This is a genomic window from Paraburkholderia tagetis, assembly GCF_022213065.1.
Lineage (GTDB): Bacteria > Pseudomonadota > Gammaproteobacteria > Burkholderiales > Burkholderiaceae > Paraburkholderia > Paraburkholderia tagetis.
Genome location: NZ_JAKLJA010000040.1, coordinates 37,098 through 61,645, shown reverse-complemented (window position 1 = coordinate 61,645; position 24,548 = coordinate 37,098). Strand labels below are relative to the sequence as shown.

18 protein-coding genes are annotated in these 24,548 nt (G+C 62.5%); 11 read left to right on the top strand and 7 right to left on the bottom strand.

Annotation, left to right across the window (positions count from 1 at the left end):
• Nucleotides 1-261 precede the first annotated feature (261 nt).
• From L5014_RS30990 to L5014_RS30970, 5 genes are all read left to right on the top strand, one after another.
• Nucleotides 262-1,014 (top strand): GntR family transcriptional regulator, encoded by a 753-nt coding sequence (locus tag L5014_RS30990; RefSeq protein ID WP_238467613.1) that lies wholly within the window; start codon nt 262-264, stop codon nt 1,012-1,014.
• 53 nt (nt 1,015-1,067) lie between these two features.
• Nucleotides 1,068-2,813, top strand: coding sequence for a fumarate reductase/succinate dehydrogenase flavoprotein subunit (locus L5014_RS30985; protein WP_238467612.1), 1,746 nt, complete (start codon nt 1,068-1,070; stop codon nt 2,811-2,813).
• Nucleotides 2,814-2,875: 62 nt separating this feature from the next.
• Entirely contained in the window at nt 2,876-3,121 is a 246-nt protein-coding gene (locus L5014_RS30980) for a 4Fe-4S dicluster domain-containing protein (protein WP_238467611.1), read from the top strand.
• A 66-nt stretch (nt 3,122-3,187) separates the two neighbouring features.
• Entirely contained in the window at nt 3,188-4,228 is a 1,041-nt protein-coding gene (locus tag L5014_RS30975) for a HEAT repeat domain-containing protein (RefSeq protein ID WP_238467610.1), read from the top strand.
• Nucleotides 4,225-4,536, top strand: coding sequence for a DUF971 domain-containing protein (locus L5014_RS30970; RefSeq protein ID WP_238467609.1), 312 nt, complete (start codon nt 4,225-4,227; stop codon nt 4,534-4,536). The genes L5014_RS30975 and L5014_RS30970 overlap by 4 nt, the downstream gene beginning before the upstream one ends.
• Before the next feature lie 35 nt (nt 4,537-4,571).
• On the opposite strand, the gene L5014_RS30965 is transcribed toward L5014_RS30970, so the two are convergent.
• On the bottom strand, nt 4,572-4,940 hold the full coding sequence (locus L5014_RS30965) for a hypothetical protein (protein WP_238467608.1): 369 nt from the start codon (nt 4,938-4,940) through the stop codon (nt 4,572-4,574).
• 38 nt (nt 4,941-4,978) lie between these two features.
• Here L5014_RS30965 and L5014_RS30960 point away from each other — a divergent pair, with 38 nt between their 5' ends.
• Together L5014_RS30960 and L5014_RS30955 are read left to right on the top strand one after the other, a co-directional pair.
• A complete protein-coding gene (locus L5014_RS30960; RefSeq protein WP_238467607.1) occupies nt 4,979-5,212 on the top strand; it encodes a hypothetical protein in 234 nt (77 codons plus the stop codon).
• A gap of 182 nt (nt 5,213-5,394) precedes the next feature.
• A complete protein-coding gene (locus tag L5014_RS30955; protein ID WP_238467606.1) occupies nt 5,395-7,347 on the top strand; it encodes an SMP-30/gluconolactonase/LRE family protein in 1,953 nt (650 codons plus the stop codon).
• Nucleotides 7,348-7,353: 6 nt separating this feature from the next.
• Here L5014_RS30955 and L5014_RS30950 read toward each other — a convergent pair whose 3' ends face one another.
• Nucleotides 7,354-8,463, bottom strand: a complete 1,110-nt coding sequence (locus tag L5014_RS30950) for an NAD(P)H-dependent flavin oxidoreductase (RefSeq protein WP_238467605.1) — start codon at nt 8,461-8,463, stop codon at nt 7,354-7,356.
• An 88-nt stretch (nt 8,464-8,551) separates the two neighbouring features.
• On the bottom strand, nt 8,552-8,938 hold the full coding sequence (locus L5014_RS30945; RefSeq protein ID WP_238467604.1) for a hypothetical protein: 387 nt from the start codon (nt 8,936-8,938) through the stop codon (nt 8,552-8,554).
• A 285-nt stretch (nt 8,939-9,223) separates the two neighbouring features.
• Between L5014_RS30945 and L5014_RS30940 the strand changes: the two genes are divergently transcribed.
• A complete protein-coding gene (locus tag L5014_RS30940; protein WP_238467603.1) occupies nt 9,224-9,916 on the top strand; it encodes a response regulator in 693 nt (230 codons plus the stop codon).
• A gap of 635 nt (nt 9,917-10,551) precedes the next feature.
• Here L5014_RS30940 and L5014_RS30935 read toward each other — a convergent pair.
• Nucleotides 10,552-12,036, bottom strand: coding sequence for an ATP-binding response regulator (locus tag L5014_RS30935; RefSeq protein ID WP_238467602.1), 1,485 nt, complete (start codon nt 12,034-12,036; stop codon nt 10,552-10,554).
• On the opposite strand from L5014_RS30935, the gene L5014_RS30930 reads away from it, so the two are divergent.
• The gene (locus L5014_RS30930; RefSeq protein WP_238467601.1) at nt 11,995-12,633 is read left to right on the top strand and encodes a hypothetical protein; all 639 of its coding nucleotides are present in this window, start codon (nt 11,995-11,997) and stop codon (nt 12,631-12,633) included. The genes L5014_RS30935 and L5014_RS30930 overlap by 42 nt on opposite strands.
• On the opposite strand, the gene L5014_RS30925 is transcribed toward L5014_RS30930, so the two are convergent.
• Both L5014_RS30925 and L5014_RS30920 read right to left on the bottom strand, forming a co-directional pair.
• Nucleotides 12,594-17,384: a GMC oxidoreductase gene (locus tag L5014_RS30925; protein ID WP_238467600.1), complete on the bottom strand. Its 4,791-nt coding sequence runs from the start codon at nt 17,382-17,384 to the stop codon at nt 12,594-12,596. The genes L5014_RS30930 and L5014_RS30925 overlap by 40 nt on opposite strands.
• 28 nt (nt 17,385-17,412) lie before the next feature.
• On the bottom strand, nt 17,413-20,613 hold the full coding sequence (locus L5014_RS30920; RefSeq protein ID WP_238467599.1) for a hypothetical protein: 3,201 nt from the start codon (nt 20,611-20,613) through the stop codon (nt 17,413-17,415).
• Nucleotides 20,614-21,225: 612 nt separating this feature from the next.
• Here L5014_RS30920 and L5014_RS30915 point away from each other — a divergent pair.
• Nucleotides 21,226-22,809, top strand: coding sequence for an alpha/beta hydrolase family protein (locus L5014_RS30915; RefSeq protein ID WP_238467598.1), 1,584 nt, complete (start codon nt 21,226-21,228; stop codon nt 22,807-22,809).
• A gap of 289 nt (nt 22,810-23,098) precedes the next feature.
• The gene (locus L5014_RS30910; protein WP_238467597.1) at nt 23,099-23,740 is read left to right on the top strand and encodes a DsbA family oxidoreductase; all 642 of its coding nucleotides are present in this window, start codon (nt 23,099-23,101) and stop codon (nt 23,738-23,740) included.
• Nucleotides 23,741-23,751: 11 nt separating this feature from the next.
• Here the strand turns inward: L5014_RS30910 and L5014_RS30905 are convergent, their stop codons facing one another.
• The gene (locus L5014_RS30905) at nt 23,752-24,537 is read right to left on the bottom strand and encodes a hypothetical protein (RefSeq protein WP_238467596.1); all 786 of its coding nucleotides are present in this window, start codon (nt 24,535-24,537) and stop codon (nt 23,752-23,754) included.
• Nucleotides 24,538-24,548 lie beyond the last annotated feature (11 nt).

The window sequence follows — 24,548 nt, the reverse complement described above, 5'->3', positions numbered from 1 at the left end:
CTTAACGCCATGATCCACAATTCAACTCCCTGGAACACCCGCGACGCTTGACTTCCAATACGGTTGCTTTTCTTTGCCGCTGCAAAGAAAAGTAGGTGCCGCCCCGCACAGGGGCAACGCTAGCAGACCGACAAGAAAACAAGAAAACAAGAAACGCGAAAAACCGCAAAGCCCTTCCCCATATCGATAGCAGAATTGCTTCGTTGGCCCCCGCGAGCGGCCTGATTACACTCCGATCCATCTTGTCATGACAAGTGGATCATGCCCAACACGAATCTCGTCGCGCTCGCACCGCAGCCGCTCTACGCGCGCATCAAGAACACCCTCCGCTCGCGCATTCTCGACGGCACCTACGCGCCGCACAGCCAGATGCCCTCCGAATACGCGCTGTGCGCGATGTTCGACGTGAGCCGCATTACCGTGCGCCAGGCGCTCGGCGATCTGCAGAACGAGGGGCTCGTCTTTCGCCTGCACGGCAAGGGCACATTCGTTTCGAAGCCCAAAGCATTTCAGAACGTGACCTCGCTGCAGGGTTTCGCGGAAGCCATGTCGTCGATGGGGCACGAGATCGTCAACCAGCTACGGGCCTTTCGCATCGTCGAGGCCAGCGGCCACGTCGCGCAAAAGCTCGACCTTCCCGAAGGCGCGCGCGTGGCCGAAATCCACCGCGTACGCGTGCTCGATCGCGAGCCCGTCTCGTTCGAGCTGACCTGGGTGCCGGAGCCGCTCGGCAAGCGTCTGGCCGGCGCCGATCTCGCCACGCGCGACATCTTCCTGATCCTCGAGAACGACTGCGGCGTACCGCTCGGCCACGCCGACGTGTCGATCGACGCGATGCTCGCCAACGACGAGATCGCTCGCGCGCTGCGCGTACAGGAAGGCAGCCCGGTGCTGCGCATCGAGCGCACCACGCACGATGCGCAAGGCACGCCAATCGACTACGAATACCTCTACTTTCGCGGCGACGCGTTCCAGTACCGCCTGCGCGTCGATCGCCAGAAAGCCGCTGCATAAACCAAGATTTATCGACGAATATTTATCGACGACAATTCCGTGAGGACAACGCAATGAACACCGAGATACTCGAATACGACATCGTCGTAGTGGGCGGCGGCACCGCGGGGCCCATGGCCGCGATCAAGGCGAAGGAGCGCAATCCCGCGCTGAAGGTGCTGCTGCTCGAAAAGGCCCACGTCAAGCGCAGCGGCGCGATATCGATGGGCATGGACGGCCTGAACAACGCCGTGATTCCCGGGCACGCCACGCCCGAGCAATACACGCGCGAAATCACCATCGCGAACGATGGCATCGTCGATCAGGAAGCCGTCTACGCCTACGCACAACACAGCTTCACGACCATCGAGCAGCTCGACCGCTGGGGCGTGAAATTCGAAAAGGACGGCAACGGCGACTACGCGGTGAAGAAGGTCCATCACATGGGCGCCTACGTGCTGCCCATGCCCGAAGGCCACGACATCAAGAAAGTGCTCTACCGCCAGCTCAAGCGCGCGCGCATCGACATCACCAACCGCATCGTGACCACGCGCGTCCTGACCGATGCGCAGGGCGCCGCGTGCGGCGTGATGGGCTTCGACTGCCGCACCGCGCAATGCGTGGTGGTGCGCGCCAAGGCCGTGATTCTTTGCTGCGGCGCAGCCGGGCGCCTCGGCCTGCCCGCCTCCGGCTACCTGATGGGCACCTACGAGAATCCCACCAACGCGGGCGACGGCTACGCGATGGCGTATCACGCGGGCGCCGCGCTCACCAATCTGGAGTGCTTCCAGATCAACCCGCTGATCAAGGACTATAACGGCCCGGCTTGCGCTTACGTGACTGGCCCGCTCGGCGGTTTCACCGCGAATGGCAAGGGCGAACGCTTCATCGAATGCGATTACTGGAGCGGCCAGATGATGTGGGAGTTCTACCAGGAACTGCAAAGCGGCAACGGCCCCGTGTTCCTGAAACTCGACCACCTGGCCGAGGAAACCATCCAGACCATCGAGCAGATTCTGCACACCAACGAACGCCCGAGCCGTGGACGCTTCCATGCGGGACGCGGCACCGACTACCGCACGCAGATGGTTGAAATGCACATTTCCGAAATCGGCTTTTGCAGCGGGCACAGCGCGTCGGGCGTATATGTCGATGCGCGCGCGCGAACCACGGTGCGCGGCCTCTACGCCGCGGGCGACATGGCGGCCGTGCCGCACAACTATATGCTCGGCGCGTTCACCTATGGCTGGTTCGCGGGCCACGACGCCGCGGACTATGTGGCGGGCCGCGAGCATGCGCCGCTCGATCACGCGCAGATCGACGCCGAGCGCGCGCGCATTTACGCCCCGCTCGAACGCGAACACGGCCTCGCGCCCGCGCAGGTCGAATACAAGCTGCGGCGCATGGTGAACGATTATCTCCAGCCGCCCAAGGTCACGCGCAAGATGGAGATCGGCTTGCAGCGCTTCGACGAAATCGCCGAGGACATCGGCGCGATCGAGGCCCATAACCCGCACGAACTCATGCGCGCGGCGGAAGTGCGCGCGATTCGCGATTGCGCGGAAATGGCCGCGCGCGCGTCGCTCTTTCGCACCGAAAGCCGCTGGGGACTCTACCACCACCGCGTCGACTACCCGCAGCGCGACGACGCCAACTGGTTCAGCCACACGGACCTGCGCAAGGACGCCAGCGGCCGCATGACCTGCGAGAAACGCGCCGTCGCGCCTTATGTCGTGCCCGTCGATGCGACCGATCTTGGCGCCTATGACCGCATGCGCATCCGGCGCGAGCACGAAGCCGAACCGGCCGAAGCGCTTTGAGCCTGTCGGTGAGACTATCCGTGAGCACATCCGTGAGCCCATCCCTGAGCGAGAAAAACATCATGCCTTACACGCCCCACGATATCTTTCAGCGCAGCAGCGCACCCGTCACCATCGACGAGGCACGCTGCATTGCCGACAAAGGCTGCACGGTGTGCGTCGACGTCTGCCCGCTGGACCTGCTGGCGATCGACGTGACGACGGGCAAGGCATATATGCAATTCGATGAATGCTGGTATTGCATGCCCTGCGAGCGCGACTGCCCCACGGGCGCGGTGAAAGTCGGGATTCCGTATCTGCTGCGTTAGCGGCACGACCTCACCCGGCACACCGTCGCACATCAATCAATTCGGATTCCATATCGAGACATCGCCATGACCGACTCCATTCAATTGAACTCAGCACCGCCCGAGGCGGCCAGTGCGCTCATGCGTCTCGCCGCCTCCGACGCCACCGTGCGCCGCATCGCCGTGCTGGATCTCGCCGATCTCGAAGACGCCACGCTCGTTCCCCCACTCGTTGCGGCACTGCGCGACGACCCTTCACCCGAAGTTCGCCGCGAAGCGGCGTTAGTGCTCTCGTCGTGGGAACAGGAAGACGTGGTGGAAGCCCTGTGCGCCGCGTTGCTCGACGCCGATGCAGGCGTGCGCGAAGCCGCCCAGCAAGCGCTCGCCGAACTCAAGGAGCCAGGCTCGGCACGCGTGCTGCGGCGCTGGGCGGCGCGGCCCGAGTCGTTCGCGCGGCGCGCGGCGTTGCGCGGCCTGCGCGAATTGCGCGACGCGGCGGCCTTCGAACCCGCGCTGGCCGCACTGGCCGACGCCGATGCCGAGGTACGCCTCGAAGCCGTGGCGGTGCTCGGCTGGCTCAAGGACGTGCGCGCCGTGGCGCCGCTGGCGGCGCTCGCCACCGCCGACGCGCATGGCGCGGTGCGGCGTGCCGCAGCGGGCGCGCTCGGCTTCGCGACTGTGGACGAGATGAACGAAACGCATGCGGGCGCAGCGCTGCTGCACGCACTCGCCGACGCCGACTGGCAGGTGCGCGAGGAAGCCGCGACCACGCTGGGTAAACTGCGCACGCCCACGGCCCGCGACGCGCTCATCCACGCGCTTGCCGATGATTACTGGCAGGTGCGCTTACGCGCGGCGCGCGCGCTCGGGCGCCTTGGCGACGCGCACGCCGCGACCGCTGTGAGCGCGCTGCTCGCGCATCCGATCAGCAACCTGCGCAAGGAGGCGGCGCTCGCGCTGGGCGAGCTGCCGTCGGCGGCGAGCCTCGCCCCATTGCGAGCGGCGTTGGACGACCGCGATCCGGAGGTGCGCAAGGCCGTGCGCATCGCCTTGCAGCAACTCGCGCAACGACTCGACGGTCGGCTTGACGGTCGGCTCGCCGTCTGGCTCGAAGGCGGCGCGCCATGAACGTGCCCGTCGAAATGCGCACCGAGGCGGGCGCGCTCATCCTCGTATGGCCGGACGGCCTGAGTCAGCGTCTCCCGCTCGCGAGCCTGCGGCGTGCGTGCCCCTGCGCAGGCTGTCGCCGCGCGCGCATGAATGGAAACATAAGCGGGGATATGAGCGACTGCTCCGGCGACATCGCGCATGAAAACCTCGCGCTGACCGGCATTGTCCCGATGGGTTACGGCGTGCAACTCGCCTTCAGCGACGGCCACGACCGGGGCATTTTCCCGTGGGCATGGCTCGAACGCTTCGCCGCGACGGCCGTATAAAGCCAACCGCGGCCAACCGCGCCTTTACAGCGCCTTTATAGCGCCTCCTGGCACAACGACATCATGCGTTGAACCATGGTCGATGCCTCGTTGAGCTCCATTTCGTTCGTAAAAAGCACCGAGACGCTGGAGAGCCGCACGGCAATGCCCGCGCCCAGCAAATCGCGGCTGGCGATCTTGAGCGCTAGCTGGCCGAGGCGGATGCGATCGAGCCAATGCATCGTCAAGCCGCCCTTTTGCAGCCATTCGCGGCAGCAGGAGACGACGTGATCGACGCGCCATTCCTGCGTCAACGCGTAAGACGACGCGGCAATGGCAACAAGGTAGCAAAGCAGGTCCGGTCGGGCGCTGCTCGCTTCGACGAATTCCGTTTTCACTGGCTTACTGTCCCTGTTTCCAGACATAGGTCCGTAGCGTTCATAGCTATGGCCGGACGTGGCAAATGCAAGCATTCTGCATCGAAATGGCTCGTCCCGGCAACGCGCGCGCAATCCGGCGCCCTTGCAAAGCGCCGCATCAATTCAATGCAATAAAAAAAATACGTTGCATGCGCAATGAATTAAATCCGATTAATGAGCGCGGAAAATACCCGCAAGCTCGACGAAAGCTGTTTGCCTGGCGGCGCGACGGCACCGGCACGCTAATTGCTCTCTCGCCCGCAGCGCAGATCGATTGAATTGAAAACGAGAACCCAGCCGACGATTAAAACAAACGACACGGATTTCCAGAAATATGAACCGTTGCGCCGAATTCAACGCGCAACGCGCACCACGCAAGCACCACGCAACACTCGACATCGCACACAGCAAACCTCGACCTTCGACGCTGTTCAGACTCGTTGCACCAGGAATTTTTCTCATGAACAAAAATAAACAGCACAAGCAGCACAAACAGCGCCTCTGCGCCCTGTTGTCGACTGCGATTTTCGCCACCTCCGGCGCCGCACTCGCGCCTGCCGCGCAAGCGCAGCAATACACCACCGACTGGCTCGCCAACACCTACGGAACCCTTGCGGCCCACGCAGGCAATGGCGCGCGCTCGATGTGGGTCTCGCCCGACGGGGTCATCTACACGGCGTCGTTCTGGGACGAGAACGAGGGTGGCATGGCTATTTACCAGAACGGCAAAAGTCTCGGCTCGATCGGCCTGCATAACGAATTTCAGGGCGGCGCGATCACCGGTAACCTCACCTCGGTATTTGCGGCCATGCAGGCCGGCACCGCATACGGCAGCGGCACGGTCGGGCGCTATAACCGCGCGAGCGGCCAGCGCGACCTCACCATCAGCGTGAGCACATGGAACACGGTCAGCAAAGCCGACGCCATCACGGGCCTCGCCACGCAAAACGCGCTGCTCTACGCAAGCGACTTCTACGGCAACCGCGTGCGCATCTTCACGACCGATGGCGCATGGCAGCGCGACATCGCCATCGCAAGCCCGGGCGCACTCGCGCTCGATAGCACCGGCAACGTCTGGGTCGCGCAAATGAGCGCGGGAACGATTGCGGAATTCAGCCCCGCGGGCGCGCCATTGCAGACGATCCAGATGCCCGCGGGCTCGAAACCCTCCGCGCTTTACTTCGATGCGTCCACGGGACTGCTTATGGTGGGCGACCAAGGCCCCGACATGAATATCAAGCTCTACAGCCTTGCGGGCACGCCCGCGCTCACGGGCAGCTTTGGCGTGAAGGGCGGTTACCTGGACACCACCACCGGCGCCAAAGGCCAGGTGGGCGCCCAACGCTTCACGCGCATCACGGGCATTGGCAAGGACACGACCGGCAACCTCTACGTGCTCAACAATCCGTGGGGCGGCGCCTGGGACCTGGGCCGCAATGGCGGCACCGACATTCACGCTTACGATCCCAACGGCAATCTGCTCTGGAAGCTTCAGGCGCTGAATTTCGAAGGCGTGGCCGCACCCGATCCAGCCACCGACGCCTCACTGTTCCATAGCGGCACCGCTATCTTCACGGGCACAGCGGGCGGCACCTTCGTCGCCAATACGGTGGATCCGTTCACCTACCCGAGCGACCCGCGCCTGAACATGAACGATACGCAGCGCGACGAGCACTTCGGGCAGCTCGCTTCGGTGGGCGGCAACCGCATTCTCGTGGCGTCGGGCCAGAATCCCGCAATCTTCTACTTCTTCCACTTCAATCCCGCGAGCGGCTATATCGCGATTCCCGACGGCTCGCTGCCCGGCGCGCTGTTCAATACCACGTTCTCCGTGACGGGCGGCTTCTGCATCGACAGCAAAGGCGACGTGTGGGCCGGACTCGACCGCACGAACCACATCTATCACTATCCGCTCACCGGTTTCGACGGCAATGGCAAACCCTCATGGGGGCACGCCATCACCATCTCGACGCCCATGAGCGCGCGGCCGATCACGCGTATCGTCTATCAACCCGAAAGCGACACGATGATCCTCGCCCAAGGGCTGGCCGGAAGTTGGGACTGGACCGCCATGAATGGCCACATCGAGGTTTATCACGGTTGGGCGGCGGGCAATCGCACGCCGGGTCCGGTCATCAATCTCACCAGCGCCAATCCGAAATCGATCGCGGCGGCGGGCCATTATCTGTTTGTCGGCTACGTGCATACCGTGCCGAATATCGACGTGTTCGATCTCACGACGGGCCAGCAGGTCACCACGCTGATCAATGCGAATCCCGGCACGGTGGACGTGGGCAGCGACGTGGACTCGATGTATGGCCTGCGCGCGTATTTGACCTCGACCGGGCAGTACGTGATCACGAAGGACAATTACAACGGCAGCAGCGTGATCGTGCACCGCTGGACGCCTTGATCGGGTTCAGATCGACAGACGCTCGCGCAGTGCGGCCACCGCCGCTTCAGTCTCGCGCTGAAGCGTGCGCGTAAGCTCCGCTGCGGGCATCGCGCGCGCGAGCGCCGCCGCCTGTCCCGCCCATTGCGCGCCGTAGCCGAATTCGCCATGCGCCTTGGCGGCCGCATGGAGCGCCTTGCCCGCGTCGTAGGTCACCGGATAGGCGGGCACCGTGGGCTTGTCCGGCGCCTCGCCCAGTTCGGTGAAACGGTTCACGATGCTGCGCGCGACGCGCCCCGAGATCGCCGTCGTGAAGGTGGTCTGCCGCGCGGCCTCGCCTAGCAGTGTGCGCCGGTAGCCCTCGTCGATCGCGCTCTCCGGACACGCGACGAAAGCCGTGCCCAGTTGCGCGGCCTCGGCGCCCAGCGCGAGCGCCGCCGCAATCCCGGCGCCATCCATGATGCCGCCCGCAGCCACCACCGGCACATCGAATTCGCTTGCGAGCAGGCGCGTCAACGCAAACGTGCCGAGCAGCGGATCGCGGCCATCGGGATCGAACACACCGCGATGGCCGCCCGCCTCGATGCCCTGCGCGACCAGCACGTCCACGCCCGCTGCCACCGCCTGGGCCGCCTCGTCGACATTGGTCGCCGCTGAGAACAGCACGATGCCGGCCGCGTGCAGCGCGTCGATCGCCGCGCGCGATGGCAGCCCGAAATGAAAGCTCACCACCGCCGGGCGCTCTTCGATCAGCATCGCGAGCATCGCCGCGTCGTCCACGAAGCTCACGTAGATCTCCTTGAGCGCCTGCGGCGGCGTCGCGCCGAACTGCGCGAAACGCGGCGCGAGCCAGTCGGTCCAGTGCCGCTCGACTTCGGCGTCCGCGTGCGCGGGTCGATGGCAGAACACGTTGACGTTGAACGGCTTGCCGGTCAGCGCTTTAGTCTCGCGTATCGTCTTGCGCGCGGTCTCGACATTCATCGCGCCAATTCCGAGCGAGCCGAGCCCGCCTTCGTTCGACACCGCAGCGGCGAGCGCAGGCGTGGTGACGCCGGCCATCGGCGCCTGCACGATGGGCTTCGTGAGTTGCAGCCTGTCGAGCAGGCGCAGGCGCGCGGCGTTCCTCTTCGTGTTCATCGATTCACCTCGTCGGGTTGGAGGGTGCGTGGAGTTTCGCCATTTTATTGTGTCGTATGGAAACACGCAGCGCCGCTCCCTGTCACCACTAACCCGTGGCCGCGAACCGATCCATCAAACACAGTAGCCGACGCTCCTGGGTATACATAATGCCCGGTGTGGAACGGAGTTCGAGCACGCGCCCGTGCCAATAGCTCTGACCGAAAATCGCCATCGTTTTGTCCGCGTTCATCGCGAATTCCAGGTGAGCAATGGCGGCGTCGAGATTCTGGATTGTGTAGGGGCTGAGAGGTCGCAGCCCGGGTTCGGTTGTGATCTCTGTCTTCTCTGACTTTGCCCTCTCCCGGCTGGACTCCCCGCGTCCTGCCCGAGTGGTCTCATCACGCTCTACGCGATTGGTCTCCTCGCGTTCTGCCCGCTTGTGCCCCGCCAGGCTTGCGTGTTTGCGGTATTCAGTTTCGGGGATTGCACTCATGACGCGCGACGTGTTTCGTCATTCGACATGAAGCGGAAAATGTGCCGTGGGTTTTTCAAGTCCGGATGTGACGTTTGCATGGTGGTGTCCCCCATCGTCCGATCTGCGACGACTCCATCGTGCGCCGCCCGAGGCTCGCGCAATACCGGCCATGCGAGGGGAAAAACGCCTCCAGAAGGCGGCCCCAAATGGGTGCCCAAAGGAGTCCCCAAAGGAGTCCCCCGCTTCGGGGGGATCGCAACCCGACCGAATACGGGTACGATGAACCCGACTGGAGAAGCGCCGATGGACAACCTGTATTTCCGCCACGTACTGCTCGTGGAAGACGAAGGCTTGACGCGTATCGCGATGAAGAGCCTGATCCTGACATCGGAGCCGACGCTCGACATCGACGAGGCCGGCTCGTACACGGCCGCTGTCGAGCGGTTGCAGAACAAGGCTTACGACCTGGTTTTTCTGGACTACCAGATCGGCGGCAATCACACCGGACTGGACCTGCTGCGCTGGCTACAGGAAAACGAGCGCGCCGCGCATGTGGTGATGCTGTCCGCGCAGGACGACCGCGAGACCGTGCTGGACTGCATCAAGAATGGCGCCGGCGGCTTTATTTCGAAGGCCAGCGAAGAAGGCGGCGCGGTTTTCCGCGAAGCGCTACAGACGATTTTGAATGGGCGTGTTTATCTGCCCAACAGCGTACTCGGCAAAGGCGGCCATACTCCGCAGCCCACGGCCCCGAACAAGGGCATTCCGATCGACTCGTTAAACCTGCCGCCGCGTCTTGCGCAAACCTTGCGGTTTCTGTTGCAGGGCATGTCGAACAAGGCCATCGCTCGGAAGATGAATATCTCGGAGAATACCGCTAAGGAGTACATCAGTGATTTGCTGAGCCGCTTTAATGTGTCGCGGCGCACTTTTTTGATCGTTGAAATGGCGCGGCGTGGGGTTGAGATTCCTATTGTTGTGAATGGTGCTGCTTGAAGCAGCGTGGTTGAGTCGTGCTTCCTTCGTTTGGTAGTGGTCGCGTTTCCTTGTGTTCGTGTCGGTCTATTAGCGTTGCCCCTGTGCGGGGCGGCACCTACTTTTCTTTGCAGCCGCAAAGAAAAGTAGGCAAAAGAAAGCGGCTCAAACCGCTAGTGTGACGCCGTCCACCACTTGCCGTTAATCGAAGTGGTTCCGGGGCATCCGTCACCTCGCACCTTCAACGTTAGTGACAAAGGACTCATGCATCCCGCTGCTCGCTACGCGCGCAGCGGTAGGGTCTGCATGGGAAACCACGGGTTCTGCCTGGGCACTCAAAGGCGCACGCACTGCATCGATTCGTATGCATTCCTCTGGTTTTGGATGATGCCCCACGGCGCGCGTAGCGCCGCCGGAGGAATGAGCCCTTAGTCACTCTGTTATACGGCGCGTGGTGGCAGACGCTCCGGAACCGCTCCGATTAAAGGCAAGTGGTGGACGGCGTAACACTAGCGGTTTGAGCGGCTTTCTTTTGCCTACTTTTCTTTGCCGCTGCAAAGAAAAGTAGGTGCCGCCCCGCACAGGGGCAACACTAATAGACCGACACGAACACAAGGAAACGCGAAAAACGAAAACCCAATAGCACCACCGAACCCCTAACTACCCCCGCGAGCAGAGCCCTCAACCAACTCAATCATCCTCGCAATCAGCAAATCAGGCGCCAGCGGCTTGCTAAGCACGCAGCGCTCCGGCAACACACCTTGCGTACCCACCCCAGCTTCTCCGGTCACCACAAGGCACGGCACGGGCCGAGAAAAATACTCACCCAACAAACGCACCACATCATGCGCAGTCGACATTTCCGGTAACCGATAATCGCTCATCACCAGGTCCGGCACGCGCTCGATCGCCCGCAACAACTCATCGAGCTCGACCACCGAGCGCACCGAATCGAACAGCACACCCCATCGTGCAAGCAGCGCCTCCATCGACGCGCGCACCAGGCTGTCGTCCTCGACCAGCAACACATAAAGCCCCCGCAGCGACGACGCTGACGGCAACGACGCCGCATCGTCAGGCAATATCGCAGCGTCCTGAAGCGCAAACGGATCCGCCGCCGGAAGGCGCACCGAAAATCGCGATCCGCGTCCCTCAATCGACTTCAGTTCGAGACGATGTCCCTCGAGCAACGACACCACCGCATTCACAATCGACAAACCGAGTCCGAGCCCTTTCTCACGGTCCCGCTCCGGGTTGCCGATCTGCACAAATGGCTGGAAGATCGTATCCCAATGCTCCGGCGCGATGCCTATGCCGTTATCGATTACGTCAATCCGCACATAATTCGGCATCCGTACCAAACTCACGATTACCGCCGAGCGACCGGCTTTCGACGGATCCGAATACTTGATCCCATTCGAGACGAGGTTGCTCAGCACGCGGGGAATCCAGTCGGCGTCGGTGCGCACCCATGCGGGCTTTTGCTGCGTCTTTGCATAGCGCAGCGCGACGCCACGGCTCGCAGCAAACGGCGCGAGTTGCTCGATCGTCTCTTCCGTCACCCGGCTCAGGTCGACGCTCGTATAGTTCGGTTTGACATGCCCCGATTCGAGCTTCGACAGGTCGAGCACCGCATTGAAGAGACGCGCCGTCAACCCCGAAGCCTTGCGCGCCTCGCCGATCAGCCGGCCCGAGGCTTCGACGTCGCGCGCATTGAGCGCTTCGTCGGCGGCGGCAAGAAAGAGGTTTAGCGCATGCATGGGCTGCCGCAGGTCATGCGCCGCTGCCGCGAGAAAGCGCGACTTCGCCCGGCTCGCCTGCTCGGCGGCTTCGCGCTGCTGCTCGCGCAAGGCGATCAGTGCGTCCGACTTGGCCTGCTGGTCGCGCCGTGCGCGTTCGAGGTCGTGGTGCTTTTGCGCGAGTTCGGCGTTGGCGCCTTGCAGCGCATCGTTGCTATGGGCAAGCGCCTGGACCGCGACGTAGCGGTCGCGCACATGCCGCTCGGCATTCACGTTGACGCTATGCCCCAGAACGGCGACGTTCAGCAGATAGAACATGCCCGCCGCAAAGTTGTCCGGCTCGAGCGCCTGAGTGGCCAGTTGCGCCATTACGATCAGGGCGATCACGCACGCGGTCAGCATCAGCGTTGCCTTGGCCCGCAAGCGAAGAAAGCCGAACTGATAGAAAAGAATCAAATAAAAGCCAACAAAAAAATGCGTGAAATTGAACGGCCGTGGCGCCAGGAACGTTTGCATCAGCAGGCACAGGCACATGAACGCCAGCCCGGCCAGCAGGATCCAGTGTGCAACCTTGTCGCGATGAAATGCGAGCCTGAAGGCCAGCGCGATACCGACGGTCGCGACAAGCGCACCTGCGCAACGGAATGCGAATACCTCTGGAAAATACGGTCGGAACACCGCACTGGTTCGCGCAAGACTGATTTCCCAATAGCCGAAACACACCCAGATCAGCGTTCCGAGCACGAGCGCCGCACGGCGGAAGTCGGCGAAACGCCGGCCATAGTCTTCCGTGAATTCCTGTTCGACGCGCGGATCCTCGAATCTGGCTGGCCAGCAAAGCATGTCGACCAGCCACGCTCGAATCGCGCCCGGCGCGGCAGAGCGTTTAAGGAATTTCGATTCCGTCGCCGACTGAAACCTGAATATGTTCATCGCCACTCGCCGGTATTCTGGTCAATTCAGGAACGTGTACTGAATACCTTCATTCCCGCACAGTAGCCCAGTTCGCGATAGGCTTCCCACTGGCTGTCGTTGAAGAACTGGTTCACCGTGGTCTGCTGGGGAAAATCAGCGTTGTTTTCCGCGTAGGTGCTGACGTCGGTGGGCGGGCCGATGCCCACACTGGGTTTGATGTACAGCATCCAGCTCGGGCGCTCGGGCTGGTTGGAGTAGGTGATACAGGCAAGCGCTGCGCCACGCAAACCATCGCGCTTCAGTTCGGGAAACGCACCAATGGCTTCCGGATCGAGCAATGGCTTGATCCACTCCGGCACGCCCGGCGCTTTTGGGCCACGGTCAAAGGCGCCCCATTCCGCTTGGTGTGGCCGATGGTGCTCGCGCACGGCGCGCGGATCGAGCCAGGTGATCGTCGCGCAGAAGTCGTAGCGCACCTGCCTCGTCAGCAGTGCGAGCGATTCACAGCGGTAATCGGGGTCCGCGGCCGCGTCGATCGCCACGATAAGCGGGAGTCTGCGGCGTATCAGTTCGTAAATACCGGTGTTGTCGAAGTGCCCGCCATCGCTCAGATACCACATCCGCGCGGAAGGTCCCTCGAAATAGGCGCGCCATTCGTCCAGCAGCCTGGCTTGCAGGGTGAAGACCGCCGAGGGCAGCGACTTGATCCGGCGCCACAGTGGCGGCGGATAGCGCCCCGGCCGGTCGCCCGCTGCAATGCCGCTGTTCCACCAGTAACCGATGCGGAAATTCAGCAGGCCGAGCAGCAGCGACTCCGCGAGCTTCGTGTTGCGGCCGAGGCCAGTTGTTGCGGCGGCGCCCGAGATCGCCATCCATTGGCCCAGGCTGAGCCGCTCGACGCTGACCGGCGCGCCATCGGATCGCGCGAATGCGTTGAACTCGTTCGGATTGGGGCCCACGCGCACGGCGGTAATGGGCGCGGCGCGCGCGGGAGTCTTCTTCGCATCGCGCGCGCCCCAGAGCGCATGAAAACGCCTGCCCGCGCTGATGCCGGCGGGCCCGACGCACATTGGCATGCCCTTGTCGTCGCGCAGTTGATTGCCGGAGAGCGGATCCACCGTGTTGTTCAGGCAGGTGCAGACCAGATGCAACGGTCCGCCATGGCTTTCGGGGTGATATTCGTCGAACAGGACATCGTCGCCCAGGTCGCTCACGCCAACCGGCACGGGCTTGCTAGCGCCAGGCGGATTCACGCGAGCATCATTGGAGGCACCCAGATAAGTCCGCACCAGTTTCTGCGCGTAGCTGTGCTGCAGCGAGGACAGGTTCAGAAAGAACAGCACCCGGCCCTTCACGGCCGAAATGAGCAATGCGGCCACCACGCAAAAACGCGCGGTGCTCGAATCGAGGCTGAAGACCAGATAAACCAGCAGATCGAGAAACAGGAACAGCACGATTGCCAATGCGAATGCGAGAAGCGCAAGCAGCAATTCCTGGATGAAGCCACCCACGAAGGTCTTTCCCGCTTCTGGCGCGGGCGGTGCGTCCGTTCTCGCCTGGCGCTTCAACATGCTTGCCACGATCCCCCTTAGCACTACCAGGGCAGGCGCGATGCCGGCCATGGACCAGGTCATCGCGCGAAACCCTTGCGCGGGAAGATATTGCGCAAGCGTATCGACTGCCACGAACAGCGCACTCGCGACAAAACCGAACAGCGCCGCGCCGAGCAATCGCGTCAGCCGGTTGCGTATGACGATCGTTCCGCCCTCGGGCCGCGCCGTGCCGGGATTGAGCGGCGGCGCACTCGTTCCGGGCAGCGTGGGGTTCGCGACGAACAGCCCTGCCGCTTGCTGCTCGAACCACGCGAGCAGCAGCACACCGAGCGCGCCGGCGCTCCAGAGCTGAATGTCGGGCAGCGTCAGTCCATGGATCGCGCACCCGAGCATCACGAGCCACAAGACGAAAGGCATCCACGCGCGCCAGTCGCCATTCACGCGCTGCCGCATGGTGAGCCAGTAGCCGATGGCAGGCGGCAGCACGCCGATCACGAGGAGCCAGAGCGGCAGCCACCACCAGGCCGACAACGTCACGCCGTACCATTGCGGTGGCGCCGTCTCGCACACCAGCGAAAGGAAGCGGAACCTGGAACAGTCGAGCACGAACCAGTGCAACGCGCCCAGCACGCCAAACAGCAGCGCGCCGATCCATACATGCACCGCCGCGAGATTGCGCATGATGACCGCGATATCGAACAACGTGTCTTGACGCCCGCCGCCCGCGAGATATTGAGCGTTATAACGCAGCCATTGGATGGTCGACGAGCCCAGATTCGTGAGCGTCCTTTCAACGCGCTCCACCGGCACCTGGCGTTCCTGCACCGGCATCTGCGTAAACAGCTTGCCGAGAAATGACGCGATATAGCCGCCGCCCGATACCGAGGACATGAAGTCGATCTCGCGCAGGCGCTGCGTTTTCGCGAGCGCCTGAAGCACGCCGAGACAGAAGGTGGCGCTGCGCACGCCGCCGCCCGACAAGGCGAGACCGACCGTGTCCTCCGGCAGTCGTGTGGGATCCGCGCCAGCGGGATCATCCCATTCAGGCCGGGACGAGCCACGGCGCTCGCGCACCTTGCTCGCCTCGATGCCCTCCAAGGCGCGCGGATAGCTCTCCGAGTCGGCCAGCAGCACGTCGGCGGCCTTTTCGCTGATCATGAAGGTAGGCGTCACGATGAAATAACCGGGGATGTTCGGAAAGACCGATGTGTCGACGACGCGCAGCCCCTCCACACCATGCACGCGAAAATTGCTGTCCACGACGGCATATTGGTCCTGCAATTTGCCTGGATCGGCGCGCCACGGATCGTGGCCGATCCGGCACGTGCCGCATGCATGATGCCCCCACGCTTCGTCCTTGATCCACTGGCGCAACGTTGGCGAGCAGTCGGGTTTGTCCGGGCCGGGCTGAACCTCGCAAGTGAACGCCGAAACGCGGCGATTGATCTCGCGCGTGCGCTTGATCGCGTCGCACAGCGCATCCAGGTCGCTGTCGCAGTCCTGCACGCCCTCGCTCGTGTCGTCGAACGAGTGAAAATTGATCTCCGGCGTTTCGAATGGATTGGCGCTACGCAGGCGAACCGTACCGTTGTTGTTATTGGTGTACGCCTTGAGAATCACCCAGCTCCATAAATTGCGGGTCCTTTCGCTCGACGCCATGCTCCGGCACAGCAACTGCCGCGAGTAATTCCAGTAATAGCCGCGAAACGCCGCCGGCAAACCAAAGATGAACAGGTCCGGGTCGCTGTGCTCACAGGCGCCGCGCGCGGACGACATCATCATGGCGAGCGCGCCGCCGTTGGTCGAATAAAGGCCGCTCTGGTCGGTGAGCCACTGGCGCAGCATGGGGTCCGTGGCGTCGCCCGGATCGAAGCTCACGCCATCGAGCGTGGAAAACGGCTCGCGCGCCTCGTTGATCACGCTAACTTCGTAGCGGTCCTGAAGATTGCAGCCGACGCCCGGAAGATGCACGACCGGGGCAACAGCGTTTCCGTCGCGGCCGCATGGACCTTTGACCACGCCGTTCAAATGCGCCGCGTCGCCAATACCGCTCAGCATCAGCAGTTGCGGCGTGTTGAACGCGCCGCCGCAGACAATCACTTCCCGCCGTGCGAACACTTGCTGCGTGACAGGCTCGCTCCCGTTGCCGCCATGCATTGGACTGGCCGCGTACAGATACGGGCCGATGCGGACCTCCACGCCAATCGCACGCGGTATGCCGTTGGCGCCCTTGTCGAACACGATTCGCGTTGCATGCGCCGGGTTCAGAATCTTGAGCCGGTCCGGGAATTCGGCTCTCACCTTTAGCAGATGGTCGCGCAGACCGCAGCGGCGCTTGCCGTCGGTGCCGATCGAGATCAGCGAAACATGGGCACGACTCTGAATATCCGGCGAGCGGACATTGGGGTCGAGAAACTGCAGGATCTGCAGCCGGGCGAGCGCGCGGCCAAACATCGTGGCCGCGTTGCGATCCGCCAGCGAGGCGAACAGCACGTCCTTGAGCACGCCGAGAAAGCTGCGGTCGCCACGGGCGATGCCTGCGATCACGAGCGGGTCGATGAAGCTCGTTTTCTGCCAGCCCGCGGAACCATGACCGCCGGGATCGAGCTGGCCGCGCGGATCGATCACGCGCGCCGACCATTCCAGAAACTGAAATAGACACCCCAGCGTTTTACCCGCGAAGGTCCGGTAAACCGCGTAATAAAGGCAGTTCTCGATTTTGGCGAAATAGCCCTGCATATTCTGCGAACGCCACGAATCGTCGCCAGTGAATTCGGCAATGCGATCCCAATCGGCATCGTTCGGGCGAACGATGATCATGGCGTGATGCGACGTGCAGCCACCAAGGGCCGCCGCACGCGGATAGAAAATGCCGCCCTGCCGCTGTCCCTGCGCCTGCCCTGGCGTAGTCGCGGAAGGGTCCTTCGCCTCGTTATATTTCGAATCGACTTTCTGGCGCGCAGTACTCGTGTAGTGGCGCACTGAGAATTCCCAGCTCATTTCCGGGTCCTCGGTCGCGCGAGCATGAAAGGCGGGCACTGCGTACACCTGGCGCATCTGCTGCTGGGCGACATCGGGCGCGCCCTGCGTCATGGGCTGGGCCTGCGCATCGGGCTGTGCGACGGCGGGGTCGTTGCCGGCCTCGATCAGCAGCACGCTGCGCCCGCTCGAGGCAAGCCGCGCGGCGAGCGGGCCGCCGCCCGCGCCCGATCCCACGATCACATAGTCGAAGGGCGTGGTGTGCGGATCCCGGGCTTTCGACAGCGGGTCATCGGGGTTCATCGCGACTCCGGCGGACGAAGTTGACGACTCAGAGCGTTTCTAGAAAGGCCTTCAGTTGCCGCTTTTCATCATCGGTCAGCGCCTGCCCGAACCAGTGCCCGCGGTCCAGCACGAAGTCGGGACACTTGCTCGCCTTGAGCAGCGCAGGACCGACCTCGCGCTGGAATTCGTCGAGCGCCTTGAAGCTGTGATCCTCCGGGTCGTCGTCGCGTTGCATCAGCAGCACCCCGCGCGTGAGGCCGGCGACCGCGTTGAGAAGATCCACCGTGGGCGCGTCCGGGTTGATGTTCATGATGAGATTCACCGGCGTACCGCGCGGAATAGGACCGATGTTGATGCCGATAAGGCGCCCGTCGAGGAAAGCCTTCGCCGTGCCGCCGATGACGAAGAACACCACGGCGCTCAATACGAAGAACACGCGCGCTGCGAACCGCCAATTGGGAAAGCGAAAGAACCCGACCGCAAACACCAGCGGGACAAGGGGAATCAACCACAGCCACGCAAAGATCGTGTCCACGCCCGACACGCGCAACAAGGCCGCCAGCACCGCCGCGAGCAAGGCGAGCAGACCGCCGGCAAGACGCGCTTGCCCCACGAAAATCAGCACGATGGCGATCACGCCCAGCAACAGCCACACATAGAGGAACAGAAAGGCGGCCCAGCGTTCGCCCAGGACGCCGGTGACGAGCGGCTTGATATATCGCGGCGCGAAATCGATCCACGAATCCTTCGTTGTTCTATAGATAAAGCCGGTGTCCCTGAAGCCCGGTTGATCGGCCACGCCCGCCGCCGCGAACGACCGGCGGAAATCGCCGCGCAGCGCACTGCACTCCATGCTCTGATCGGCTGGGTGGTCGCGGCAGAACGCTTCCTTCTGTGCGGGATAAACGTTCACGAGCCGCGCAGCGCCATGCGCGGACGTGTCGGTGACGGCACGCTTGCTATTGTCGAGCAACTTGTCGATCGCGTCGTCGTAGGCTTCGAGCCGGCCCTTGACCGACGGATCGCGGTTATAGATGCCGAGCGCATTGTTGTGCAGCAATGGCGCCGTTGCCCAGATGCTGACGAGCGAGGCCGGCCGGTAATAGCCCGGGCCGCCGCCGGGCGGCGCATATTCGTCGTTGTTTCCCCACTTGTCGACGGCGCGGGTCTTCCTGAACGGATTGAAGAAGTGGACGAGTCCCACGGCTGGCAGCGACTTGTAGGTTTCCGACGAGAAGTTGTCCCAGACCTGGCCGCGCATCCCGTTGGTGCCGACTGCGCGCTGTGAATTGGTGCCGACGAGAGTGATCGGCACGCGCACATCCGTAGAAAGATAGTTATCCTTCGCGAAAAAATCCTGCCCGTTGTTCGGCTGTGCATCGATGTAATGCTTGAGCCGATTCACATAGTCGAGCCAGGGCTTGCTCAGCTTGAACGCGTCCCAATCGGCGAAGTCCATCGGTAGCGTGATGCCGCCCAGGCTATCCGCCTTTGCGGTGCGCCAATCGCGCGAAAAGGTGATCGGCAGGCTCGGCGGCTGCTTGCTCGAATGACAGATCGCGCAGTTCTGAATGAATACGTCGCGGCCTTTGTCGCTATCGACCTTGTTGGCGGCGATACGCGCAAGCCCCTCTTCGGTCGAGGCGAGTTTCATCGGCTGCGCCACCGTCGCGCCGGATTGCGTGACATAGGTGAAGAAGTTCTCCAGCTCTTCAGCGCGAAAGTGTTCGGTCGTTTTCCAGTAGACCGACTTGGCCTTGATAGTCGCGATATCGAACGGCCGCTGCGGCACGAAGCCGACAATCGTATTCTGCACACGGCGCCATTGCTCCGAGTACGCGCCGATGTTGAGATACACCCGCAATAGCGCGCCTTCGATGCCGATGCTATCCGCGCCATCGAGCAACACACGCGGCGTATGACGCGGATCGAGCGTAACAAGAGGCGCGTCCTCGATGCCGCGCAGCATCAGGTTGCGCTTGCTTTGCTCCTCCGGCGGGTTGACGGCGGCGCGCTCGAGGCGCGCCTTCACTTCAAATATCGCATTGATCGTATTCGGATTGTTGATGTGGTCCGTGGCCACGAGCGAGGTGTCGATGGTGCCGGGCTGCTGGCTCGCGACGAACTGCCAGAGGAAGCTCTCCGGCTTCTTCAGGTTCGTGAAGGCATTCGAAGGCAGCCAGTACTGGTTGCCAATCATGCTCGACATCTCCCCCCATTCCGGATGCTCGAGATCCTTCGGCGGCGCGAGCGGATGCGGGCCGATATGACAGAACGAGCACGCCATGCTGACGCGAAATGGCCGCACCAGCAAAGGATCGGCGTGAAAGGCCGCGTCCCTGGGATCAGTCGAGTAATAACGTTTGCCCTGATCGCTGACGACCTGCTCGTTCCAGTGCTCGCGTGCTTTCTTCGCGGCCGGCGAATTGCCGAAGAAATCCGGATTCGGCCATAGCCGCAGGCCCACGACGCCGGATGGATAACCATAGACGAGCGGGTCGACGCCATCGTCGCCGAGCTGAGCGATGGCCTGGTCATACAGCGACTGGTCGCCGACCTCGAAAAAAGTCTGGTGATCGTGCTCCGCGCCGCCGGGCTTCTCCACACGCTCGACAGGTTTCCCGTCCGCGCCGACGTCATTCTCGGGCGCATGCATCTTGATCTTGTCGCCGTCCGGGCCGTCGATATACAGGCCCAGCCCGGTCAAAGGCGTGTCGCGCTCGACCATGCCGGGCTGATTGATCAACCCGCCATCCTTGAAACGATGCTCCCGGTTCTTCGAATTGAGCAGGACGAGAAAATCCGCGATCCCGTAACCATTCTCCTGGACCCAGCCCCAAAACGCTTCATTACCCTCGCCCCAGAGCATCCAGGTGTTCTGCCCCATGATGGCGGAGCGAGCGGTCTTCGGAACGGTGTGTCCGTCGAACCAGTCCATCGGGCGCGGCGTATGATCGTCGCCGGTCACGACCTTGTCGACCTCGCTGAAGATGTTTCGCGTCTCGGTGGGAAAGCACTGTTCGTTACGTGGAAACAGACGCACGCCACCCACCGTTTTCGTGGCCCCGGCCTCATCGAATGGCGCATCCTTCTCGACCTCGCCTTCCGCTGGGGCGTGTTTCGCGAGCGTGGGTGCAACCGACGCAGCCGGATAGCGTTCGATCGCATGCTCGAGTTCTGCCGCCGTGCCAGCGGCATGCGCCGCCCTCCATGCCAACATGCAGGACGAGAGAAGCAACACACTCAAGATTACCGGCTGCGAAATACGATGCCGCCACGCCAGCGCGGATCGCCCGCTTGGTGAACTGAACGGTAAACGCATGATCGCCCCTCCCCGGAAGGTGCGAAACCCAAAGCGCATTGACTTTTGCGTAGCTGCCGCAGAATGCATTTACACCTGTTATCCGACAGGTGAGGACAATATAGGCGACACATTGCGAATGTCAATTTGACTAATAAATTCCCGAAAAACAACCGACGTGCGCAATTGCAAAATGTTCGCTAACCGATTTTTCTTAAATTTGCAAACAAGAGTGAATCGCGATTTCAGGGCATTCCCATACGCGCGGAAGGTCCTGTTCCACGACCTTTCAACCATTCATGGATTCCGAAATGAAGTTGCCTGTGTCCACGAGCGCAGGCAGAAAAAGCCTAAATCATGCCGCATGTTTTATTAAAAATTCAGAGAAGCGAATAATATTAAGTAATTCTTGAAATATAGCCTCCTGGATCGCAGAAATACTTTTGTAAGCAGACCGGGCGACGGCGATAAGTGACAGCCAAAGAATGCGTTGATCTATACTCGTCTCACTCAGCAGGCAGCCCCATTTTTCGAACACCAATAAATACGGAGCTTGAGATGCAAGGAGCGATGCGAAACGTGGGCGTGGCCATGCTGACGTTGCTGTTATCGAGTGCCTGTACGATGGTGCAGGCGGGTTCGACCTGTAGTGGCGCGAGTTGTGTTTCCCGAGGCCAGTTGATCGAGCAGCGGACGAGCCTGCGCCTGAGCGCGCGTGACTTCACCAAGCTGCTGAGTACCAGCGCGACCGGTCAGCAATTGCTCCAGATTGCCGGCACACCGCGCTGCGACATCGAAATCAAGTACTTCCGCTATCGCACGACAGGTGGCGCTGGCGAACCCACGGTGTCGAGCGCGGCCTTGATGGTGCCCGGCGGCGGCGCGTCCTGCACGGGTCCGCATCCCCTCATGTTGTATGCCCACGGAACGACGACCTACCGCAACTACAACATCGCCGACATTACCCAGACGGACCCGGCCAACGGCGACGGCGCGGGCGAAGGTATCGCCGTGGCAGCGATCTACGCCGCGCAAGGTTACATCGTGGTGGCGAGCAACTATGCCGGCTACTCGGGCTCGCCGTTGCCGTACCACCCCTACCTGAACGGCGACCAGCAATCGGCCGACGTGATCGATTCATTGCACGCGGCTCGCCTCGTGATGACGCTTCCGGGCCATGGAAGCAGGACGCGCGAAAACGGCAAGCTGTTCGTCACCGGGTATTCGCAGGGCGGCTACGTGGCGCTCGCCACGCATCGCGCATTGCAGGCGGCCGGCATTCAGGTCACGGCCTCCGCGCCCGGCTCGGGCCCGTATGCGCTGGCCGCAATGGCCGACGCGATGGTCCAGGGCGAGGTCGACCTCGGCTCCACGATCTTCACAGTGCTGGTGACCACGAGCTACCAGCACGCGTATGGCAACCTCTATCGCCAGCCCGGCGATTTTTACGAGGCGGCGTATGCCCCCGGCATAGAAAACCTGCTGCCGAGCGTCGTGCCAACGGATACGCTATTTGCCAAAGGCAAGCTGCCTGCAACGCAACTCTTCAATAGCCAGCCGCCCGCACCGCAGTTCGCTTCGCTCACGCCGCCCAGTGCGCCACCGCTCGTGCCTGCGGAATTGACGCCGTTGTTCGCGTCGGGATTCGGCACGTCGAATCTCGTGCGTAATGCTTATCGCCTGAGCATGCTCGAAGACCAGGTCGTCAATCCCGATGGCGCTTACCCCGCGCCAACCACGGCGATGGCGCCCGCTGCCAATCCGGCTCAACCGCTGCGTCAGGCATTCAAGCGCAACGATCTGCGCAACTGGGTGCCGCGCGCGCCGGTACTCCTGTGCGGCGGCCACCTCGACCCGATGGTGTTTTTCTTCAACGCGGAAATCGAGCAGGTCTACTGGAAAAATGCTCATGTCGCGCAAGGGTTGACGAGCGTTCTCGATGTCGATTCCGCGCCCGGTGCGAATGATCCGTTTGCTGCGCTCAAGACCGGCTTTGCGCAGGCCAAAGCTGCCGTCGCAGCGCACGCCGTTCAGGCCGGTGCAACCGATAATGGGCTTTCCGCCGTCCTGCAGGCTTATCACCCCGATATCGTCGCGCCGTTCTGTATGGTCGCTGCGCGCGGCTTCTTTGATAACTTCTGATGCGGTGGCGTGGGGCTGTTTTGCAATCGGTCTGGTTTGTGGTGGCTGGTTTTTTCGCGTTTCCTTGTGTTCGTGGTGGTCTATTAGTGCCGCCCCGCACAGGGGCAACGCTAATAGACCGACACGATCACAAGGAAACGCGAACGATCTCGCTGCCCGAGCTTCGCCAGATCCCGCGCGGCCACGCGCCCGCTCTCAAGGACGTGCGAGAATCCCAGTATGCCCGCTCGCGTGAGCCGCATTGGCACAGCCGATGCGCCAAAAAAACTTTCACTCCATCGGTAAAGCCATGAAACAAGCGCTTCAAATCGATTTCGTCTCCGATATCGCGTGCCCCTGGTGCGCGATTGGCCTTTCCTCGCTGCTGCAGGCACTGAAGAACCTGGGCGACACCGTCGACGCAACCATCGCCGTACACCCGTTCGAACTGAACCCCGACATGGGGCCGGGCGGCGAGGCCATCGTCGATTATCTCGGCAAGAAATATGGCCGCACACCGGAGCAGATCGCGCAAACGCAAGAAGCAATCCGCGAGCGCGGTGCAAGCGTGGGCTTCACGTTCGGGCCGCGCACGCGCATCTATAACACCTTCGACGCCCATCGCCTGCTGCATTGGGCGAGCCTCGAAGGCAAGCCGTTGCCGCTCAAGCTCGCGCTGCTGCGCGCCTATCACGGCGAAGGCAAGGACACGAGCGACCACGACATGCTGGTTCAGGCCGCGCAATCGGTGGGACTGGACGCGGTTCAGGCGCGCACCGTACTGCAAAGCGGCGCTTATGCCGACGAGGTTCGCGCAGAAGAACAGCACGCGCAGGCAATGGGCATCCAGTCGGTGCCGGCCATCGTCTTCAACCAGCAGTATCTGGTGAGCGGCGGCCAGCCCGTGGAAACGTTCGAGAACGCCATCAAGCAGATTCTCGCCGAGGGCTGAAGCCACACGCATCAACGATGAGAGGCTGCACATGATCGAGCGCGCGTCGATGGAATTCCCAACACGCGACGCTTGCGAGTAACGACATGCCGCTTCACGCCGAGGCGCTGCGCGACTTGCGCATCGGACATCGTGCCAAGCAGCGCGATATCGTCGTTGTGCCAGCCATCGTGCGGTTTTGCGGCACGGATCCGCAGGCTGCGGCGCTTTATACAAACGGTGTATGCGCTCAGGCCGATCCGTGCGCCGACCTCCTTGTCAGGCAGCGTTCCCAGCATCGAGAGGTGTTCCAGCGTCCACTTGTGACGACCTGCGCTGCGCTGTTCGCACACCGAGGGAATGCCAAGCTTGATGCGCTTCTGATTGACGGCTTTTGTCGAGCGGCCCGTAAGCCGCGCCAATTCGGCATCGGATCGCGCACCGAGCATGGCGATGTGCTCGGGTGTCCACGGGCGGGACGCGGGCGTCGCAGGAGGAATGCCCAATGCCTGCCGCTTCTTTTGCACGGTGATAAAAGAAATACCGCCGATTCGCTTTGCCACCTGTGCATCGGCCATTGTCCCGAGTAGCGCAATATTCTCCGGCGTCCATTGACGATCTTTGCTCGCCTCCCGAATGCTTGGACCGTATCGGCGGCCAGCCTGTCCGTGAGAAGGGTCGGCGACGCCACTCGCAGGTGCCGCGAGTTGGGCAATTAGCTGGTCAAACCGAAGCGTTGGCTTCTCTGCGGTTTCTCGGGGCGCGTCCGCGCCCGGCCCCAGACGGGCGAAATCACGCCCCGTCACTGCATCCTTCATATGCCGCTCCT

What these genes read in the sequence shown, in the direction of transcription:
- L5014_RS30990 (WP_238467613.1), top strand. Translation starts at nt 262, where the DNA reads ATGCCCAACACGAATCTCGTCGCGCTCGCACCGCAGCCGCTCTACGCG.
- L5014_RS30985 (WP_238467612.1), top strand. Translation starts at nt 1,068, where the DNA reads ATGAACACCGAGATACTCGAATACGACATCGTCGTAGTGGGCGGCGGC.
- L5014_RS30980 (WP_238467611.1), top strand. Translation starts at nt 2,876, where the DNA reads ATGCCTTACACGCCCCACGATATCTTTCAGCGCAGCAGCGCACCCGTC.
- L5014_RS30975 (WP_238467610.1), top strand. Translation starts at nt 3,188, where the DNA reads ATGACCGACTCCATTCAATTGAACTCAGCACCGCCCGAGGCGGCCAGT.
- L5014_RS30970 (WP_238467609.1), top strand. Translation starts at nt 4,225, where the DNA reads ATGAACGTGCCCGTCGAAATGCGCACCGAGGCGGGCGCGCTCATCCTC.
- L5014_RS30965 (WP_238467608.1), bottom strand. Translation starts at nt 4,940, where the DNA reads ATGTCTGGAAACAGGGACAGTAAGCCAGTGAAAACGGAATTCGTCGAA.
- L5014_RS30960 (WP_238467607.1), top strand. Translation starts at nt 4,979, where the DNA reads ATGCAAGCATTCTGCATCGAAATGGCTCGTCCCGGCAACGCGCGCGCA.
- L5014_RS30955 (WP_238467606.1), top strand. Translation starts at nt 5,395, where the DNA reads ATGAACAAAAATAAACAGCACAAGCAGCACAAACAGCGCCTCTGCGCC.
- L5014_RS30950 (WP_238467605.1), bottom strand. Translation starts at nt 8,463, where the DNA reads ATGAACACGAAGAGGAACGCCGCGCGCCTGCGCCTGCTCGACAGGCTG.
- L5014_RS30945 (WP_238467604.1), bottom strand. Translation starts at nt 8,938, where the DNA reads ATGAGTGCAATCCCCGAAACTGAATACCGCAAACACGCAAGCCTGGCG.
- L5014_RS30940 (WP_238467603.1), top strand. Translation starts at nt 9,224, where the DNA reads ATGGACAACCTGTATTTCCGCCACGTACTGCTCGTGGAAGACGAAGGC.
- L5014_RS30935 (WP_238467602.1), bottom strand. Translation starts at nt 12,036, where the DNA reads ATGCTGACCGCGTGCGTGATCGCCCTGATCGTAATGGCGCAACTGGCC.
- L5014_RS30925 (WP_238467600.1), bottom strand. Translation starts at nt 17,384, where the DNA reads ATGAACCCCGATGACCCGCTGTCGAAAGCCCGGGATCCGCACACCACG.
- L5014_RS30915 (WP_238467598.1), top strand. Translation starts at nt 21,226, where the DNA reads ATGCAAGGAGCGATGCGAAACGTGGGCGTGGCCATGCTGACGTTGCTG.
- L5014_RS30910 (WP_238467597.1), top strand. Translation starts at nt 23,099, where the DNA reads ATGAAACAAGCGCTTCAAATCGATTTCGTCTCCGATATCGCGTGCCCC.
- L5014_RS30905 (WP_238467596.1), bottom strand. Translation starts at nt 24,537, where the DNA reads ATGAAGGATGCAGTGACGGGGCGTGATTTCGCCCGTCTGGGGCCGGGC.